14 protein-coding genes and 1 riboswitch are annotated in these 16,554 nt (G+C 61.4%); of the genes, 8 read left to right on the top strand and 6 right to left on the bottom strand.

Features of this window, described 5'->3' with window-relative positions:
- Positions 1–26 precede the first annotated feature (26 nt).
- The 4 genes from ND528_RS18655 to ND528_RS18670 all read right to left on the bottom strand — a co-directional run bounded on the left by ND528_RS18655 (position 27) and on the right by ND528_RS18670 (position 3,543).
- Entirely contained in the window at positions 27–995 is a 969-nt protein-coding gene (locus tag ND528_RS18655; protein WP_263470887.1) for a metal ABC transporter ATPase, read from the bottom strand.
- Positions 996–1,027: 32 nt separating this feature from the next.
- Entirely contained in the window at positions 1,028–1,840 is an 813-nt protein-coding gene (locus ND528_RS18660) for an aldo/keto reductase (protein WP_263470888.1), read from the bottom strand.
- Positions 1,837–3,012, bottom strand: a complete 1,176-nt coding sequence (locus ND528_RS18665) for an NAD(P)/FAD-dependent oxidoreductase (RefSeq protein ID WP_130911112.1) — start codon at positions 3,010–3,012, stop codon at positions 1,837–1,839. Before ND528_RS18665 ends, ND528_RS18660 begins: the two co-directional genes overlap by 4 nt.
- 198 nt (positions 3,013–3,210) lie before the next feature.
- Positions 3,211–3,543: a DMT family transporter gene (locus tag ND528_RS18670; RefSeq protein ID WP_016771980.1), complete on the bottom strand. Its 333-nt coding sequence runs from the start codon at positions 3,541–3,543 to the stop codon at positions 3,211–3,213.
- A 108-nt stretch (positions 3,544–3,651) separates the two neighbouring features.
- On the opposite strand from ND528_RS18670, the gene ND528_RS18675 reads away from it, so the two are divergent.
- Both ND528_RS18675 and waaA read left to right on the top strand, forming a co-directional pair.
- On the top strand, positions 3,652–4,548 hold the full coding sequence (locus ND528_RS18675) for a LysR family transcriptional regulator (protein WP_263470889.1): 897 nt from the start codon (positions 3,652–3,654) through the stop codon (positions 4,546–4,548).
- Positions 4,549–4,559: 11 nt separating this feature from the next.
- Positions 4,560–5,834, top strand: a complete 1,275-nt coding sequence (gene waaA / locus ND528_RS18680) for a lipid IV(A) 3-deoxy-D-manno-octulosonic acid transferase (RefSeq protein ID WP_263470890.1) — start codon at positions 4,560–4,562, stop codon at positions 5,832–5,834.
- Between the two features lie 1,426 nt (positions 5,835–7,260).
- On the opposite strand, the gene ND528_RS18685 is transcribed toward waaA, so the two are convergent.
- Positions 7,261–8,694, bottom strand: a complete 1,434-nt coding sequence (locus tag ND528_RS18685; protein ID WP_263470891.1) for a TolC family outer membrane protein — start codon at positions 8,692–8,694, stop codon at positions 7,261–7,263.
- A 204-nt stretch (positions 8,695–8,898) separates the two neighbouring features.
- Positions 8,899–9,004: riboswitch (TPP riboswitch) on the top strand.
- Between the two features lie 144 nt (positions 9,005–9,148).
- Here ND528_RS18685 and thiC point away from each other — a divergent pair.
- Both thiC and cytX read left to right on the top strand, forming a co-directional pair.
- Positions 9,149–11,038, top strand: a complete 1,890-nt coding sequence (gene thiC / locus ND528_RS18690; RefSeq protein WP_263470892.1) for a phosphomethylpyrimidine synthase ThiC — start codon at positions 9,149–9,151, stop codon at positions 11,036–11,038.
- Between the two features lie 237 nt (positions 11,039–11,275).
- Positions 11,276–12,568, top strand: coding sequence for a putative hydroxymethylpyrimidine transporter CytX (gene cytX, locus ND528_RS18695; RefSeq protein ID WP_263470893.1), 1,293 nt, complete (start codon positions 11,276–11,278; stop codon positions 12,566–12,568).
- Here the strand turns inward: cytX and ND528_RS18700 are convergent.
- Positions 12,537–13,283, bottom strand: a complete 747-nt coding sequence (locus ND528_RS18700) for an RsiV family protein (protein ID WP_016771974.1) — start codon at positions 13,281–13,283, stop codon at positions 12,537–12,539. The two genes, cytX and ND528_RS18700, sit on opposite strands and share 32 nt — an antisense overlap.
- Before the next feature lie 227 nt (positions 13,284–13,510).
- Between ND528_RS18700 and ND528_RS18705 the strand changes: the two genes are divergently transcribed.
- From ND528_RS18705 to ND528_RS18720, 4 genes are all read left to right on the top strand, one after another.
- Positions 13,511–14,128, top strand: a complete 618-nt coding sequence (locus tag ND528_RS18705) for an NUDIX domain-containing protein (protein ID WP_263470894.1) — start codon at positions 13,511–13,513, stop codon at positions 14,126–14,128.
- Positions 14,119–14,571, top strand: coding sequence for a DUF1249 domain-containing protein (locus ND528_RS18710; RefSeq protein WP_016771972.1), 453 nt, complete (start codon positions 14,119–14,121; stop codon positions 14,569–14,571). Before ND528_RS18705 ends, ND528_RS18710 begins: the two co-directional genes overlap by 10 nt.
- A 97-nt stretch (positions 14,572–14,668) precedes the next feature.
- Positions 14,669–15,484, top strand: coding sequence for a 3',5'-cyclic-AMP phosphodiesterase (gene cpdA, locus ND528_RS18715; RefSeq protein ID WP_263470895.1), 816 nt, complete (start codon positions 14,669–14,671; stop codon positions 15,482–15,484).
- Positions 15,485–15,905: 421 nt separating this feature from the next.
- On the top strand, positions 15,906–16,514 hold the full coding sequence (locus tag ND528_RS18720) for a YqiA/YcfP family alpha/beta fold hydrolase (protein WP_076565352.1): 609 nt from the start codon (positions 15,906–15,908) through the stop codon (positions 16,512–16,514).
- Positions 16,515–16,554: the final 40 nt, after the last annotated feature.

Genomic DNA, 16,554 nt, shown 5'->3' on the forward strand with positions numbered 1-16,554 from the left:
TTGTCGAAGGCTGCGATCTTTTGCTTTCAGGAATTCACTTTCTTGCGCGGTACGATTTTCTTCAGCAATTGCCTGGCCTTGCCGCGCAGGCGTGCCAGTCCAGTGGCCTTCTCCGCTGGCGTCAGGCCCTGTTGGCGCAACCAGTCCTTCCAGCGAATCCGCTCATCGCGCACCAGCCAGCCATCCTGTCGGGCAAAGCTTTCAGCCAGATACAGACCGCGCGTACTCGCCGGATACAGTTGATCCTTTTTCAGCGTATACAACTCGGGCAGCGGCTGACCGTCGTGCAATGGCATCAAGTACAGGTCAGGCCGTTTGCGATCGAGCCGCGCCACCAGTTGATCGCCTTCCAGGCGCTCATCGACATGAAACAGGCTCAGGGATTTCGCCTCTTTGGGTACGTCCAGGCGCAGGTCATAGATCAATTGCAATGACGCCGTCGGCAAATGCACGTAGGCCCGTGGCCGCTCCAGCAATTGCAGGTTTGCGCAGCGCACCGGCCGTGCCGAACCGGACAGCGGTGTCAGGCGAAACGGCAGCGCTTCGCGGTAATGCAGCGCGGCGGAGTAGGGCGCAGGCAGCCAGGTGTCGTTGAAACGCCCGCCGAGCCAGCCTTCCGGGGTTTCCAGCAGACACTCTTCGGCAATTTCCTGAATCGCCGTGTGCAGCGGAATGTTCAGCTCATGGGCCGGTACGTAGCCGGAAATCAGCTTCAGTACCACGTCGCCGCGATCCTGCCGACGCTGGCGCACCAGCACCCAGTAATCGCGATTCTGCCAATGCAGGGTCAGGCGCACGGACACGCCGAGGTTGGCCAGTTCCAGGGCGAAGCGCTCGCTGTCGGCGACGCTGACCGGTTTACGCCGTTGCAGGGTCTGGGCGAAGTTCAGCGGCATGCCGACGCTCTGATAGCTCAGGCCTTCGGGTGTGGCGTCGACGAACAGCGGCAGCGTCTTGAAGTTGCTCGGGTTCTTGCGGATGAGCGTGCGCGGCATATCGGCTCCTGGCTTAAGGCCGCGGGGCGGCGTCAGTGACTACGCAGGACCTGGGCAACGGTCGCTACGTTATGGGCGAGGTGCAGCGGATTGATGGTGCCGACAATAGCACTGGCGACGCCGGGATGAGTGAACAGCAACTCGAAGCTGGCGCGCACCGGATCGACTCCCGGACTCAGACAGACATGACCGCTGGCCAAGGCTTTTTTCACCAGAATCGCTTTGCCGTGGGCAGCAGCATAGTCAATGACCGCCTTTTCGTTTTGTTCGTTCAGATTGTAGGTGACCATCGCACAGTCGCCTTGCTCCAGCGCTTTCAAGCCGCCTTCGACGGTTTTGCCGGAAAAGCCGAAGCCGCGAATCTTGCCCTCGGCCTTCAGCGCCGCGAGGGTGACGTACACCTCTTCGTGCTCAAGGATGGCCATGTCGTTGCCGTCCGAGTGCACGAGGACCAGGTCGATAAAATCCGTTTCCAGACGTTGCAGGCTGCGTTCGACCGACATCCGTGTGTGCGCAGCGCTGAAATCGTGACGCGACAGGCCATCGGTAAACTCTTCGCCGACCTTGCTGACGATCACCCAATCCTGACGCTGACCGCGCAGCAGCGGGCCAAGGCGTTCTTCGCTGCGACCATAGGCCGGTGCGGTGTCGATCAGGTTGATTCCCAAGTCGCGCGCCTGGCGCAGCAGCATGCGCGCCTCGTCATCGCCGGGAATCTGAAAGCCGTTTGGGTATTTCACCCCTTGGTCGCGGCCGAGTTTGACCGTGCCCAGACCCAGCGGCGACACCGACAGACCGGTGCTGCCCAGCTGGCGATGCAGTTCGTGCAGGGTGGCGATGGTCATGGCAGCAGTTGCTCCCACGCGGGTACACCGAGCGGTGGTTTCGGCAGCGGCGGCAGCGGTTCAGTCGCCTGCGGCTGGATGCCGTCGTGTTGCAACGAAGCGATGACGCGGTCGGCGAAGTCCGGCGCCAGTGCCAGTTTGGTCGGCCAGCCGACGAGCAAGCGACCTTCCTCGGCGAGGAACGCGTTGTCCGGACGGGTCAGGCCGGTTTGCAGCGGCTCGGCGCGGTCGACGCGCAGGGTCGCCCATTGCGTGGTGCTGAGGTCGATCCACGGCAGCAGTTGAGCGATTTCCTTTTGCGCGGTGGCGATCTGTTCCGCCGGATCGCGGGCCACGCCTTCGCTTTCGGCGATGTCGCCGCCCATGTACCAGACCCACTGGCCATCAGCCGCCGGGTGCGTGGTCACGGTGATGCGCGGCTTGGTGCCGCCGCCCAGGCAGTGCGCGTACAGCGGTTTCAAACCGGGACCTTTGGCGAGGATCATGTGCAGTGGTCGGCGCTGCATGGCCGGGCGACTGAGGCCCAACGCTTCGAGCAGTTCGGCCGTGCCGGCGCCAGCACTGAGGACGATGCGCTGGGCGCGGATCTCACGCCCATCGACTTTCAGGCCGACCAGCACACCGGCTTCCAGCAGCGGCTCGATGACCTGACCGGCGAGCAGACCGTCGCCGGCCAGCTCGGCCAGACGCTGGATCAGGCTCGGCACGTCGACCACCAGTTCGGCGAGGCGATAGACCTTGCCCTTGAAGCGCTTGTCTTGCAGGGCCGGCGGCAGTTCATCGCCCTTGACCTGATCGACCCGGCCACGCACGGCTTTGCTGGCGAAGAAACTGGTCAGGTTGCCGGCCAGCGTGCCCGGCGACCACAGGTAATGCGCTTCGGACAGCAGGCGTACGCCAGACAGATCCAGCTCGCCATTGCCGGCCAGCGCCTCGCGCCAGCGTCGCGGCATATCGGCGATGGCTTCCGAGGCGCCAGTCAGCGCGCCGTGCAGCGCGTACTTGGCGCCGCCATGGATGATGCCCTGGGACTTCACGCTCTGCCCGCCACCGAGGCTGGCGCTTTCCACCAGCACGGTCGAAAAACCCTGACCGCGCAGGCGCGCATTCAGCCAGAGGCCGGCGACACCAGCGCCGACAATCAGAACGTCGGTGGAAATAACGGATGGCATGCAGCGACCTCAGTGTTCAAGACGAGGGCGCAGTATACAGACTCGGGAAAAGGGCGGATTTGTCGATGATCAATGCGCCGAATGCAAATCCAGATGTGGGAGCGAGCCTGCTCGCGAATGGGGAGTGTCAGATGACCATGATTTATCTGACCCAATGCCTTCGCGAGCAGGCTCGCTCCCACAAGTAATGGGTTGATCTCAGTGCCCGGCGGTTTTCGAAAACAGCTGAATCACGACGACCCCCAGCACGATCAACGCCATCCCCAGCATCGCCGGTACGTCGAGCTTCTGCCCGTAAATGAACAGAGCGGCGACGCTGACCATGACAATGCCCATCCCCGCCCAGACCGCGTAGGCAACGCCCACCGGTACGGTGCGCACCACCAGCGTCAGCATCCAGAATGCGATCCCATAGCCGACAATCACCAGAATCAGCGGCAGCGGCGTGCTGAAGCCCTTGACCGCTTTCATCGAAACGGTGGCGATCACTTCGGCGCAGATGGCGATGGCCAGATAGACGTAGGCGTTCATGGTTGTGATCCTCAAATAAAACGTTGCTTGCTGAGGTGACATTCTAGGGACTGCTCAGATGGGGTAAAGTCATTACCTATCTGTTCTAGAGATAGGTCGAAAGCGCGCATGCAATGGAATCTTGAGCAGCTACGCATATTTGTCGACGTCGCCGAGCAGCGTTCGTTCTCCGCCGTGGCACGTCGACAACGTAAGGCGCAGTCGGCGATCAGCAGCGCCGTTGCGATGCTCGAAGAGGATTTGGGCGTGAGTCTGTTCGAGCGCAGCAGCGGTCGGCAGCCGATGCTCACCGAGGCGGGCGCGGCATTGCTGGAAGAGGCCCGCGAAGTGTTGCGCCAGTGCGAGCGCCTCAACGGCAGGGCCATGGCGATGCTGCGCGGTCAGGAGGCGCAGTTGCGGGTGGCTCAGGACGAGGCGATGCCGTATCAGGCGCTGGTGGAAAGTTTCGGCGAACTGGCCGAGCAGTTTCCCAGCCTGGAAGTGCAACTGACCAGCGCCGCCCAAGGCGAAGTCGCGCGCAAACTGGTCGAGCGTCGCGCTGATCTCGGCCTGCTGTTCTATCACGATGAAATCCCCGAAGCCCTTGAGCGCCGCGTGCTTGGCCGCGTCGAAATGCTCACGGTCTGCGGCGTCAATCATCCGCTGGCGCAGCAGGCTTACGTGACGTGCGAGCAACTGGCGCAGCACCGGCAACTGCTGATGTCGACGCAGACCAGCGTCTATCCCGGCAACGAGCCGGCCAGCCCGCAGGTGTGGCGCGCCGACAGCTTTTACGTGATGTCCGAATGGCTGGTGCGCGATCTCGGTTGGGCGTGGTTGCCGCGCCACGTTGTGCAGTACTCGGCGTATCAAGGCCAAATGGTTGAACTCGATAGCGAATGGACGCCGCCAGCGCTGGTGGTGGAACTGGTCTGGCGCCGCGACGAACCGCTCGGCCCGGCCGCGCGCTGGCTGGCGGAACGTTTTGCCGTGCACTTGCGGGCGATCGGCGACAAAAGCCGATAAACTCCGCCGCCATGAATAGAACTCTCTACACCGCGCTGTTTTACCTGGGGCTGCCATTGGTGGCGATTCGGCTGTGGCTGCGCGCACGCAAGGCGCCGGCGTATGCCAAGCGCATTGGCGAGCGCTTTACTCTTGGCATGCCGACCTTGCAGCCCGGCGGCATCTGGGTGCACGCGGTTTCGGTAGGTGAAAGCATTGCCGCTGCGCCGATGATCCGCGCGCTGCTGGAACGCTATCCGACGCTGCCGATCACCGTGACCTGCATGACCCCGACCGGTTCGGAGCGGATTCAGGCACTGTTCGCCAACGAGGCGCGCATGCAGCACTGTTATTTGCCGTACGACTTGCCGTGTGCGGCGGCGCGTTTTCTTGATCGCGTGCAGCCGAAACTTGCGGTGATCATGGAAACCGAGCTGTGGCCCAACCATATTCATCAATGTGCCAAGCGCGGAATTCCGGTGGCCTTGGCCAATGGGCGACTGTCCGAGCGCTCGGCACGCGGTTATGGCCGCTTCAGTAAATTGACCGCGCCGATGCTGGATGAGATGAGCCTGTTCGCCGTGCAGACCGAAGCCGAGGCCCAGCGCTTCCGTGATCTGGGCGCCCGGCCGGAGACGGTTGAAGTCACCGGCTCGATCAAGTTCGACCTGACCATCGACCCGCAACTGCTGCAACGCGCAGCCGAACTGCGTAACCAATGGCAGGCGCAGGATCGCCCGGTATGGATCGCCGCGAGCACTCACGAAGGCGAAGACGAAGTGGTGCTTGACGCCCATCGTCGATTGCTTGCCAGCCATCCCGATGCGTTGCTGATTCTGGTACCGCGTCATCCCGAGCGCTTCAATTCGGTGTTCGACCTGTGCCAGCGCGAAGGTTTCGCCACGGTACGTCGCTCGACCTGGGCCAATGTCGATGCGCAGACGCGCGTGCTGCTCGGCGACACCATGGGCGAACTGCTGTTTCTCTATGCCCTGGCCGACAGCGCATTTGTCGGCGGCAGTCTGGTGCCGAATGGCGGGCACAACCTGCTTGAACCCGCCGCGCTGGCGAAACCGGTACTCAGCGGCCCACACCTGTTCAACTTCCTCGACATCGCCGCGCAGTTGCGCGAAGCCGGGGCGTTGGCCGAAGTGGATGATGCCGAAGGCCTCGCAGTCGAGGTGCAGCGCTTGTTCGAACTGCCGCGTGATGCGCAGCGCATGGCCGAGGCCGGGCTGGCGGTGATGCGCCGCAATCAGGGCGCGTTACAGCGGCTGGTGGATGGCTTGGCGCGGCTGATCCAATAATCGCCTGAAATATTACTGTGATGAGGGGATTTATCCCCGCTGGGGTGCGAAGCAGCCCCAAAACCATTCGACGCGGTGATTCAGAAAAACCGTGTCCACCGCTATTGCGACTGCTGCGCAGCCGGACGGGGATAAATCCCCTCACCACAGGGGTTCATTCCAGATTGTTCATGGCCGGGCCTTACTGTGGCGAGGGGATTCATCCCCGCTGGGTTGCGGAGCAGCCCCAAACCATTCAACGCGGTCATTCAGAAAAACCGTGTCCACCGCTATTGCGACTGCTGCGCAGCCGGACGGGGATAAATCCCCTCACCACAGGGATTCATCCCCGCTGGGTTGCGAAGCGGCCCCAAAACCATTCAGCGCGGTGATTCAGAAAAACCGTGTCCACCGCTATTGCGACTGCTGCGCAGCCGGACGGGGATAAATCCCCTCACCACAGGGGTTCATTCCAGATTGTTCATGGCCGGGCCTTACTGTGGCGAGGGGATTTATCCCCGCTGGGTTGCGAAGCAGCCCCAAAACCATTCAGCGCGGTGATTCAGTCAGATCTGGCAAGCAGGATTTACGACTGCTGCGCAGCCGGACGGGATAAATCCCCTCGCCACAGGGGATTCATCCAGATTGTTTATGGCCGGGCCTTACTGTGGCGAGGGGATTTATCCCCGCTGGGTTGCGAAGCAGCCCCAAAACCATCCAGCGCGGTGATTCAGTCAGATCTGACAAGCAGGATTTACGACTGCTGCGCAGCCGGACGGGGATAAATCCCCTCACCACAGGGGTTCATTCCAGATTGTTCATGGCCGGGCCTTACTGTGGCGAGGGGATTTATCCCCGCTGGGTTGCGAAGCAGCCCCAAACCATTCAGCGCGGTGATTCAGTCAGATCTGGCAAGCCGGATTTACGACTGCTGCGCAGCCGGACGGGGATAAATCCCCTCACCACAGAGGTTCATTCCGATTGTTTATGGCCGGGCCATATTGTGGCGAGGGGATTTATCCCCGCTGGGTTGCGAAGCAGCCCCAAAACCATTCAGCGCGGTGATTCAGTCAGATCTGGCAAGCAGGATTTACGACTGCTGCGCAGCCGGACGGGGATAAATCCCCTCACCACAGAGGTTCATTCAGATTGTTTATGGCCGGGCCATACTGTGGCGAGGGGATTTATCCCCGCTGGGTTGCGAAGCAGCCCCAAAACCATTCAGCGCGGTGATTCAGTCAGATCTGACAAACAGGATCTACGACTGCTGCGCAGCCGGACGGGGATAAATCCCCTCACCACAGGGATTCATCCCCGCTGGGTTGCGAAGCGGCCCCGAAACCATTCAGCGCGGTGATTCAGGCAAATCTGGCAAGCCGGATTTACGACTGCTGCGCAGCCGGACGGGAATAAATCCCCTCACCACAGGGGATTCATTCCAGATTGCTTATGGCCGGGCCTTGAGCTGCGCTTCAGCCGCCGACGCCAGATCCGGCGGCAGGAAGTCCTTGTCCGGGTTGTAGTCGGCTTTCAGATAGCGCCGCAGATCTTCCAGGTCACCCGGATTCAGCGTTCCCGCCGCCTGCTTCAGGCGCAGGTTGTCGAGGATGTAGTCGTAGCGGGTGTTGTTGTAGTTGCGCACCGAGGTGTACAGCTGGCGCTGCGCGTCGAGCACGTCGACGATGTTGCGCGTGCCGACCTGATAGCCGATTTCCGTGGCTTCCACTGCACTTTGGTTGGAGATGATCGACTGGCGGCGCGCCTGCACCTGCTCAACGTCGGTGTTCACCGCGCGGTGCAGATTGCGGGTGTTTTCCACTACTTGCCGGCGCAGCGATTCGCGCTGCTTTTCGCTCTGATCCAGTTGCGCATAGGACTGACGCACTTGCGAACTGGTCAGCCCGCCGCTGTAGATCGGGATGTTCAGTTGCAGGCCCAGGGTGCTCTGCTCGACGTTACCGCCATAAGGCGCGCCGAACGAGTTGGGGTTGGCGAAGCCGAGGGCGTCGTTGTCGCCTTTCTCGTATTTCGCCACGGCGTCGAGGGTCGGCAAGTGGCCGGCCTTGCGCTGCTTGAGCGTCTGTTCGGCGGAGCTGACCGCGTAGTTGCTGGCGAGCAGATTGAGGTTCTGCCGCGCCGCCGTGTCGACCCAGGATTTCGCATCGTTGGGTGCCGGCGGCAGGATCGGCAGCGTGTGGACGATACCCTGGATCGAGTTGTACTGACGGTTGGTCAGGGTGATCAACGCCTGGAACGCATCATCGACCTGACGCTGGGCGACGATACGGTTGGCTCGCGCGGTGTCGTAACTGGCTTGCGATTGCAGCACGTCGGTCTTGTCCGAGAGGCCGACATCGAAACGCTCGTTGGACTGGTCGAGCTGACGTTTGAACGCCGCTTCTTCAGCCTTGGTCGAGGCCAGATTGTCCTGGCTGCGCAGCACGTTGAAGTAGCTTTCGGCCGATTGCAGGATCAGGTTCTGTTCGGTCGCCGACAGTTGCAGCGCGGCCTGTTCGTTGACGTCCTTGGCTGCTTGATACTGGAACCAGCGATCGGCGCGGAACAGCGGCTGCGCCAGTGTCGCCTGATAGGAATGCGCGCTGCGGTTGGCGATGGCCGAGGGTTGGTCGATCGAGGTGCGCACGTCGGCGACTTCGGCGCCACCGGACAGGTTCGGCAGCAGACCGGCGCGGGCCTGCGGCACCACTTCTTTCTGCGCGCCATACTGGGCGCGGGCCGCCGCGAGGTCGGCGTTATTGTCGACCGCTTCCTGGTAGACGCTGACCAGATCGGTTTTGGTCGACAAGGGTGCTTCCGCTGCCCAGGCCATTGTGTTGGACGCACAGGACACGGCAACAGCCAGTGAAAGTTTGCGCAGCATGAGGCGATCCCTAGCATGAATATTATGGAAGTAATCCGGGCGCCAAAGGTAAGGCGCAGCCCGCACAGCGTCAAGGCTGAGCAGGCCAAGCGAGTGTAGTTGCGCATTGCTCCGGCAACAATCGGCCAGCCTGGGTATTTACGCCATTCATCATGGCGTTTGCTGCGGTGTTGGCGTTCCTCGGTGGTTGTGTCTAGACTGGCCGGGTTCTTGTCGGGGTGCCTTGCTATGAGGCTGAGATCGAATAATTTCGGATCCCGTTGAACCTGATCAGGTTAGCGCCTGCGTAGGGAACAAGATTTCTCGTCACCCGGCGAGTCCTCTTGTGCTTCGTCCGGGATATTGTTCGACAATCGAACGCCATGACGAATGCACAGCACCGGTCCTGGTGCGTCCGTGCCTTTCAGGTTCTGCTCCGACAATCCACTGCTGGATGCTGTCTGGAGAGCCCGTGATGACAACAAAAGAAAAAAACGCGATCAACCTGAGTGACTCGGCCAAGGTCGACGAGCAGTCGGTCAAGCCGTTCACCCGTTCGCAAAAAGTCTACGTTCAGGGTTCGCGCCCGGACATCCGCGTACCGATGCGCGAAATCAGCCTCGATGTAACCCCGACCGATTTCGGCGGCGAGATCAACGCCCCGGTCACGGTCTACGACACCTCCGGCCCGTACACCGATCCGAACGTGGTGATCGACGTGCGCAAAGGCCTCGGCGATGTGCGTTCGGCGTGGATCGATGACCGTGGCGACACCGAGCGCCTGCCGGGCCTGAGTTCGAACTTCGGTCAGCAGCGTCTGGCCGATGCCGAACTGACCAAACTGCGCTTTGCCCACGTCAACAACCCGCGCCGCGCCAAGGTCGGGGCCAACGTCAGCCAGATGCACTACGCGCGCAAAGGCATCATCACTGCCGAGATGGAATACGTCGCCATCCGCGAAAACATGAAGCTGCAAGAGGCCCGCGCGGCTGGCCTGCTCAAGCAGCAACACGCCGGCCACAGCTTCGGCGCAAGCATTCCGCAAGAAATCACCCCTGAATTCGTCCGCGAAGAAATCGCTCGCGGCCGCGCAATCATTCCTGCCAACATCAACCACGTCGAACTGGAACCGATGATCATCGGCCGTAACTTCCTGGTGAAGATCAACGGCAACATCGGCAACAGCGCCCTGGGTTCTTCGATCGAAGAAGAAGTGGCGAAGCTGACCTGGGGCATTCGCTGGGGCTCGGACACGGTGATGGACCTGTCCACCGGTAAACACATTCACGAAACCCGCGAGTGGATCATCCGCAACTCGCCGGTGCCGATCGGTACCGTGCCGATCTATCAGGCGCTGGAGAAGGTCAACGGCGTCGCTGAAGACCTGACCTGGGAGCTGTTCCGCGACACCCTGATCGAACAGGCCGAGCAGGGCGTCGACTACTTCACCATTCACGCCGGCGTGCTCCTGCGCTACGTACCGCTGACTGCCAAACGCGTCACCGGCATCGTCTCCCGTGGCGGCTCGATCATGGCCAAGTGGTGCCTGGCGCACCACAAAGAGAACTTCCTCTACACCCACTTCGACGAAATCTGCGAAATCATGAAGGCCTACGACGTCAGCTTCTCGCTGGGCGATGGCCTGCGTCCGGGCTCGATTGCCGACGCCAACGACGAAGCGCAATTCGGCGAACTGGAAACCCTCGGCGAGCTGACCAAGATTGCCTGGAAGCACGACGTGCAATGCATGATCGAAGGCCCGGGCCACGTGCCGATGCAGTTGATCAAAGAGAACATGGACAAGCAGCTCGAATGCTGCGACGAGGCGCCGTTCTACACCCTCGGCCCGCTGACTACCGACATCGCGCCGGGCTACGACCACATCACCTCCGGTATCGGCGCGGCGATGATCGGCTGGTTCGGTTGCGCGATGCTCTGCTACGTGACGCCGAAGGAGCACTTGGGCCTGCCGAACAAGGATGACGTGAAGACCGGGATCATCACTTACAAGATCGCCGCGCATGCGGCGGACCTGGCCAAGGGACACCCGGGCGCGCAGATCCGCGACAACGCACTGAGCAAGGCGCGTTTCGAATTCCGCTGGGAAGACCAGTTCAACCTCGGCCTGGACCCGGACACCGCACGTTCCTATCACGACGAAACCCTGCCGAAGGACTCGGCCAAGGTCGCGCATTTCTGCTCGATGTGCGGGCCGAAATTCTGCTCGATGAAGATCACCCAGGAAGTCCGCGAGTATGCGGCCAACCAGCGCATCGACGCGGTCGACGTGGACGTCGCCAAAGGTCTGGCGGAACAGGCCGAGCGGTTCAAGAAGGAAGGCAGTCAGCTGTACAAGAAAGTCTAGCCACAAGCGGCAAGCTACAAGCTGCAAGATTAGAAGCAGTCCGCGTACCGCTTTAACTTGCGGCTTGCAGCTTTTTCACTGATCGTTCCCACGCAGAGCGTGGGAACGATCAAAAGTCTAGCCACAAGCGGCAAGCTGCAAGCTGCAAGCTGCAAGATTAGAAGCGGTCCCCGTACCGCTTTTAACTTGCAGCTCGCAGCTTGCAGCTTTTTTCTGCTCCTCTTTGAGATAACACCCTTGAGCATTCAACCCGGCACTTATTCCCCCGACCTCGCCGTGCCCGCTGACAAGCGTGTCTTCGGCGGTCGCGATCTGTTTTCCCTGTGGTTCTCCCTCGGCATCGGCCTGATGGTTTTGCAGACCGGCGCATTGCTCGCGCCGGGTCTGGGTCTGTCCGGTTCTTTGCTGGCGATTTTCCTGGGCACGCTAGTCGGCGTGCTGTTGCTGGCCGCCGTCGGCGTGATCGGCAGTGACACCGGCCTGTCGTCGATGGCGGCGCTGAAACTAAGCCTTGGCAGCAAAGGCGCGAGCCTGCCGGCGCTGCTCAATCTGCTGCAACTGATCGGCTGGGGCTCGTTCGAAATCATCGTCATGCGCGACGCCGCCAGCCTGCTCGGCACCCGCGCCTTCAGCGAAGGTTCGCTGTGGTCGAACCCGGTGTTGTGGACGCTGTTTTTCGGCGCGCTGGCAACGTTGCTCGCGGTCAGCGGGCCGTTGACATTTGTGCGGCAGATTCTGCGCAAGTGGGGCATCTGGCTGTTGCTCGCCGCGTGCCTGTGGCTGACCTGGAACCTGTTCGCCAAAGCCGACCTCGCGGCATTGTGGGCGCGCGCCGGTGACGGCTCGATGCCGTTCGCGGTGGGCTTCGACATTGCCATCGCCATGCCGCTGTCGTGGCTGCCATTGATTGCCGACTACTCGCGTTTCGGCAAGCGCGCGAAGAATGTGTTTGGTGGCACGGCTGTGGGTTTTTTCATCGGTAATTTCTGGCTGATGAGCCTTGGCGTGGCCTACACCCTGGCGTTCGCGCCGAGCGGTGAAGTCAATGCGTTGCTGCTGGCCTTGGCTGGCGCCGGTCTGGGCATTCCGCTGTTGCTGATTCTGCTCGACGAGTCGGAAAACGCTTTTGCCGATATACATTCGGCAGCGGTCTCGAGCGGGATTCTGTTGCGTCTGAAAGTCGAGCATCTGGCCTTGGCCATCGGCGTGATCTGCACGCTGATCGCACTGCTGGCGCCGTTGGCGCAGTACCAGAATTTCCTGCTGTTGATCGGCTCGGTGTTCGCGCCGCTGTTCAGCGTGGTGCTGGTGGATCACTTCATCCTGCGCAAGCGCAGTGCTCAGGTCGCGTCAGCCGCATTGCGCTGGCCGGCGTTGCTGGCGTGGCTGGGTGGCGTGAGCACCTACCACTTGCTGGCGAATCTGTATCCGGATGTCGGCGCAACCCTGCCGGCGCTGGTGCTGGCAGGGTTGCTACAACTGGTGCTGGGCCGGGCCTTCAGTTACGGCCGGGAAACAGCTCGGGCTTGAGAATGCCGTTCAGGCGCGGGTAAGGAATCTTCAGTTCGACGTGGCCCAGCGCATAGGGCGCGATGGTAGTCACGTCGTACTTGAGAATCACGCCACCGTAGGTCAGCGCCACGTGCGGGGTTTTCACGAACGGCCAGTTCGCAACGAATTCCGCCTCCTGATCGAGCTTGGTGCTGATCAGCCAACTGTTGTGCGCCACTTGCGCGGCTTTCCAGAATGCCTCTTCCTGACCCGGCAGCAACATGTCGGACAGGTTCAGCACCTTGTGCTGCTGGCGCGAATAGTTGATGAAACCGCGACCCGGCGTGCCGTGGGCGCCGCCGGTGTCGAGGTAGCTCGACAGCTCGATGATCACCAGTCCGTCATGCTGCTCGCGTACTTTCGCTTGCAGATAGCTGCTGTTGCGCGGGCCGGCACTGGCGAGGAACTGCTCGCGGTAGGCGGCCAGGGTTGGCGCGACCGGTGCGTTCTTCTCGGTGCGGGTCATTTGCAGCAGACGTTTTTCGATGATGCCGTCCAGTGCCGGCTCGTCCGGGAAGCGCAGGGTGTCGATGTTCACCAGCGGGCAATCGGGATTGGAACAGCCGGGTTTGAGTTGTTCCGAGGCGTCGCGGGTGGTTTCCAGCGGCGTGCGATAGTTGGGCTGGAACAGGCTGGCACAAGCGCCCAGAGTCAGGGCAATAGCGGCCACAGAGGCAATTTTGAAAAGCGACATGGGCGTCCTTTCGAAAGCAGGGGAAGGCGAAAAGTTACCGCTTCGACTCTCAACGGAGCAGTCAGTTCGCCACTAAGCTGATTAGAGTGTGTTTCACCGTCACCGTCCATCCCGCTGACGGTAAAGGGGCTGCATCAAACGGTGCGGGCGCGTTAGGATGGCGCGAAGTCGAGGTTGCCGGTTGTACATGGAAACCCCGTAAAGGATATGCAGTAAAGAGGATGATCATGACTGATTTTGCCAACGCCATTCCGACCGCCGTCGATATCGTGCGGCGCGAAAAATGCTACGAGGGCTTCTACAAGCTCGACCGTGTGCACTTGCGCCATGAGCTGTTCGCCGGTGGCATGAGCCGCGAGATCAACCGGGAAATCTTCGTGCGCCACGATGCCGTGTGCGTCCTGCCTTACGATCCGCAGCGCGATGAAGTGGTGCTGATCGAGCAGTTTCGCGTCGGCGCCATGGGCAAGACCGATAACCCGTGGCTGGTCGAACTGGTCGCCGGTCTGATCGACAAGGATGAGCAACCGGAAGAAGTTGCTCACCGCGAGGCGCAGGAGGAAGCTGGGCTGGACATCAAGGCGTTGTGGCCGATGACCAAGTACTTCCCCTCGCCGGGTGGCAGCAACGAGTTCGTGCATTTGTATCTGGGGCGTTGCAGCACCGACGGTGTCGGCGGTCTGCACGGCCTGGAAGAAGAGGCCGAAGACATTCGCGTAACGGTCTGGGCATTCGAAGATGCCTTGCAGGCCGTGCGTGACGGACGGATTGCCAACGCGGCGAGCATCATCGCCTTGCAGTGGCTGGCGCTCAACCGCGCCGAAGTGAGGGGGCTATGGTCGTAAACAAGCTGCGCGATCGTTATCGGGTTGACCTTGTGGGGCTGCAAGCCGCCTGCGAGGCCAACTACGCGCGCCTGATGCGACTGCTGCCGGACATGCGCAACGAACCCGAAGCGCGGCGTATCGCTGTGACCCAGGGCGAGCAGATGCTCGGCGTGCTCGCCCTCGAAGTGCTGCAGACCTGCCCGTACACCACGACCTTGCAGGTACGCCAGGAGCACAGCCTGCCATGGCTGCCGGTGCCGCAACTGGAAGTGCAGGTCTATCACGACGCGCGCATGGCCGAAGTGGTCAGCGCCGAACATGCACGACGCTTTCGCGGCATCTATCCTTACCCGAACGCCGCCATGCACCAGCCCGATGAAAAGGCCCAGCTCAATGTGTTTCTGGGCGAATGGCTGAGTCATTGCCTGGCGTTGGGGCACGAGTACGAAGTCGTTCGCTAGTTGTGAACTGCGTCCGCTTCGGCGGTTTCCCCTTTGTGTCATCCCCCAGCATAATTGCCGCACCCATCCATTGCGTGCCTAGCCCCGGGAGAGCGCCTTGCCCAGCGTATCGACATTGACCAGCGCCGACCCGGCGCTGCTGGTGCAGTTGTCCGACAGCCACCTGTTCGCTGAAGCGCACAGCAAGCTGCTGGGCATGAAGACCCGCGAGAGCCTGCAACAGGTCATCGACCTGGTGTTGGCGCAACAGGCGCAGATCGACCTGCTGCTGGCCACCGGTGATATTTCCCAGGACGGCACGCTGGAGTCGTATCGAGCCTTCCGCCAACTGAGCGCGCAGATCAATGCCCCGGCGCGCTGGATTCCCGGCAATCACGACGAGCCGATGGTCATGGCCGAGGCGGCGGTGCAGAGCACCTTGCTCGAATCGGTAGTCGATATCGGCAATTGGCGGGTGACGATGCTGGATTCGGCGGTGCCGGGTTCGGTGCCGGGCTATCTGCAGGATGATCAGTTGCAACTGCTGGCCCGCGCGCTGAGCGAGGCGCCGGAGCGTCATCATCTGGTGTGCCTGCATCATCATCCGGTGTCGATCGGCTGCGCGTGGATGGAGCCGATCGGCCTGCGTAACCCTGAAGCGTTCTTTGAAGTGCTGGATCGCTTTCCCCAGGTTCGCGCGGTGTTGTGGGGGCATGTGCATCAGCAAATCGATCGCGAACGCAATGGCGTGCGTTTGATGGCCTCGCCTTCGACGTGCATCCAGTTCGAGCCGGGGAGTGCGGATTTCAAAGTGGGCGAGCAGGCGCCGGGGTATCGGTGGTTGCGGCTGTTGCCGGATGGGCGACTGGAAACTGGCGTCGAAAGAGTGACCGACTTCGAGTTCACAGTCGATTACGGCTCCAACGGCTACTGAACTGACAATCAAAAACCCTCACCCCAGCCCTCTCCCGGAGGGAGAGGGGGCCGACCGCGGTGTCTTTGGCTGTGCATCGACCTGAAACAGCGATATCGATTATGGATTCGCAGCAAAACGTCAGGTCGGTGTAGCTCTCCAATATCCCCCATTCGGTCCCCTCTCCCTCCGGGAGAGAGGGGGCCGACCGCGGTGTCTTTGGCTGTGCATCGACCTGAAACAGCGATATCGATTATGGATTCGCAGCAAAACGTCAGGTCGGTGTAGCTCTCGAATATCCCCCAATCGGTTCCCTCTCCCTCCGGGAGAGGGCTAGGGTGAGGGCTGCTCTTGCTGTTACACCAATTTATCGAGCCCACCCCCAATCCGGCTCTTCTCACTGTAAACTCCGCTATCTTTCGCCGACAGCCAGGGAGCTCAAATGTCCGGTTCGATCCTCTATATCCACGGTTTCAACAGCGCGCCGGCCTCGAAGAAGGCCTGTCAGCTGGTCGCGGTCATGGAGCGGCTGGGTTTGAGCGAGCAATTGCGCGTGCCGGCGCTGCATCACCATCCGCGTGAAGCCATCGGTCAGCTCGAGCAGGCAATCGCCGAGCTGGGCCGGCCGCTGCTGGTGGGAAGTTCGCTCGGCGGCTACTATGCGACTCACCTGGCCGAGCGCCATGGCCTGAAAGCCCTTCTGGTCAATCCGGCGGTCAGCCCGCACCGGATGTTCGATGGTTATCTGGGCACGCAGAAGAACCTCTACACCGATGAAACCTGGGAATTGACCCACGACCACGTCACGGCGCTGGCCGAACTGGAAGTGCCACCACCGCAGGATCCGCAGCGTTATCAGGTCTGGTTGCAAACCGGCGACGAAACGCTGGATTATCGCCTCGCCCAACAGTATTACCGCGCCTGTGCCTTGCGCATCCAGGCTGGCGGCGACCACAGTTTTCAGGGCTTTGCCGGGCAATTACCGGCGTTGCTGAGTTTTGCCGGCATGGCTGCCGATATGTATCAGGCAATCGATTTCACCACGCTGTGAAGTCTTGCCCCTCTTTCATGAATGACTGACGACGAGACCT

Source organism: Pseudomonas mercuritolerans (assembly GCF_025706525.1).
In the GTDB taxonomy this organism is placed as follows: Bacteria; Pseudomonadota; Gammaproteobacteria; order Pseudomonadales; family Pseudomonadaceae; genus Aquipseudomonas; species Aquipseudomonas mercuritolerans.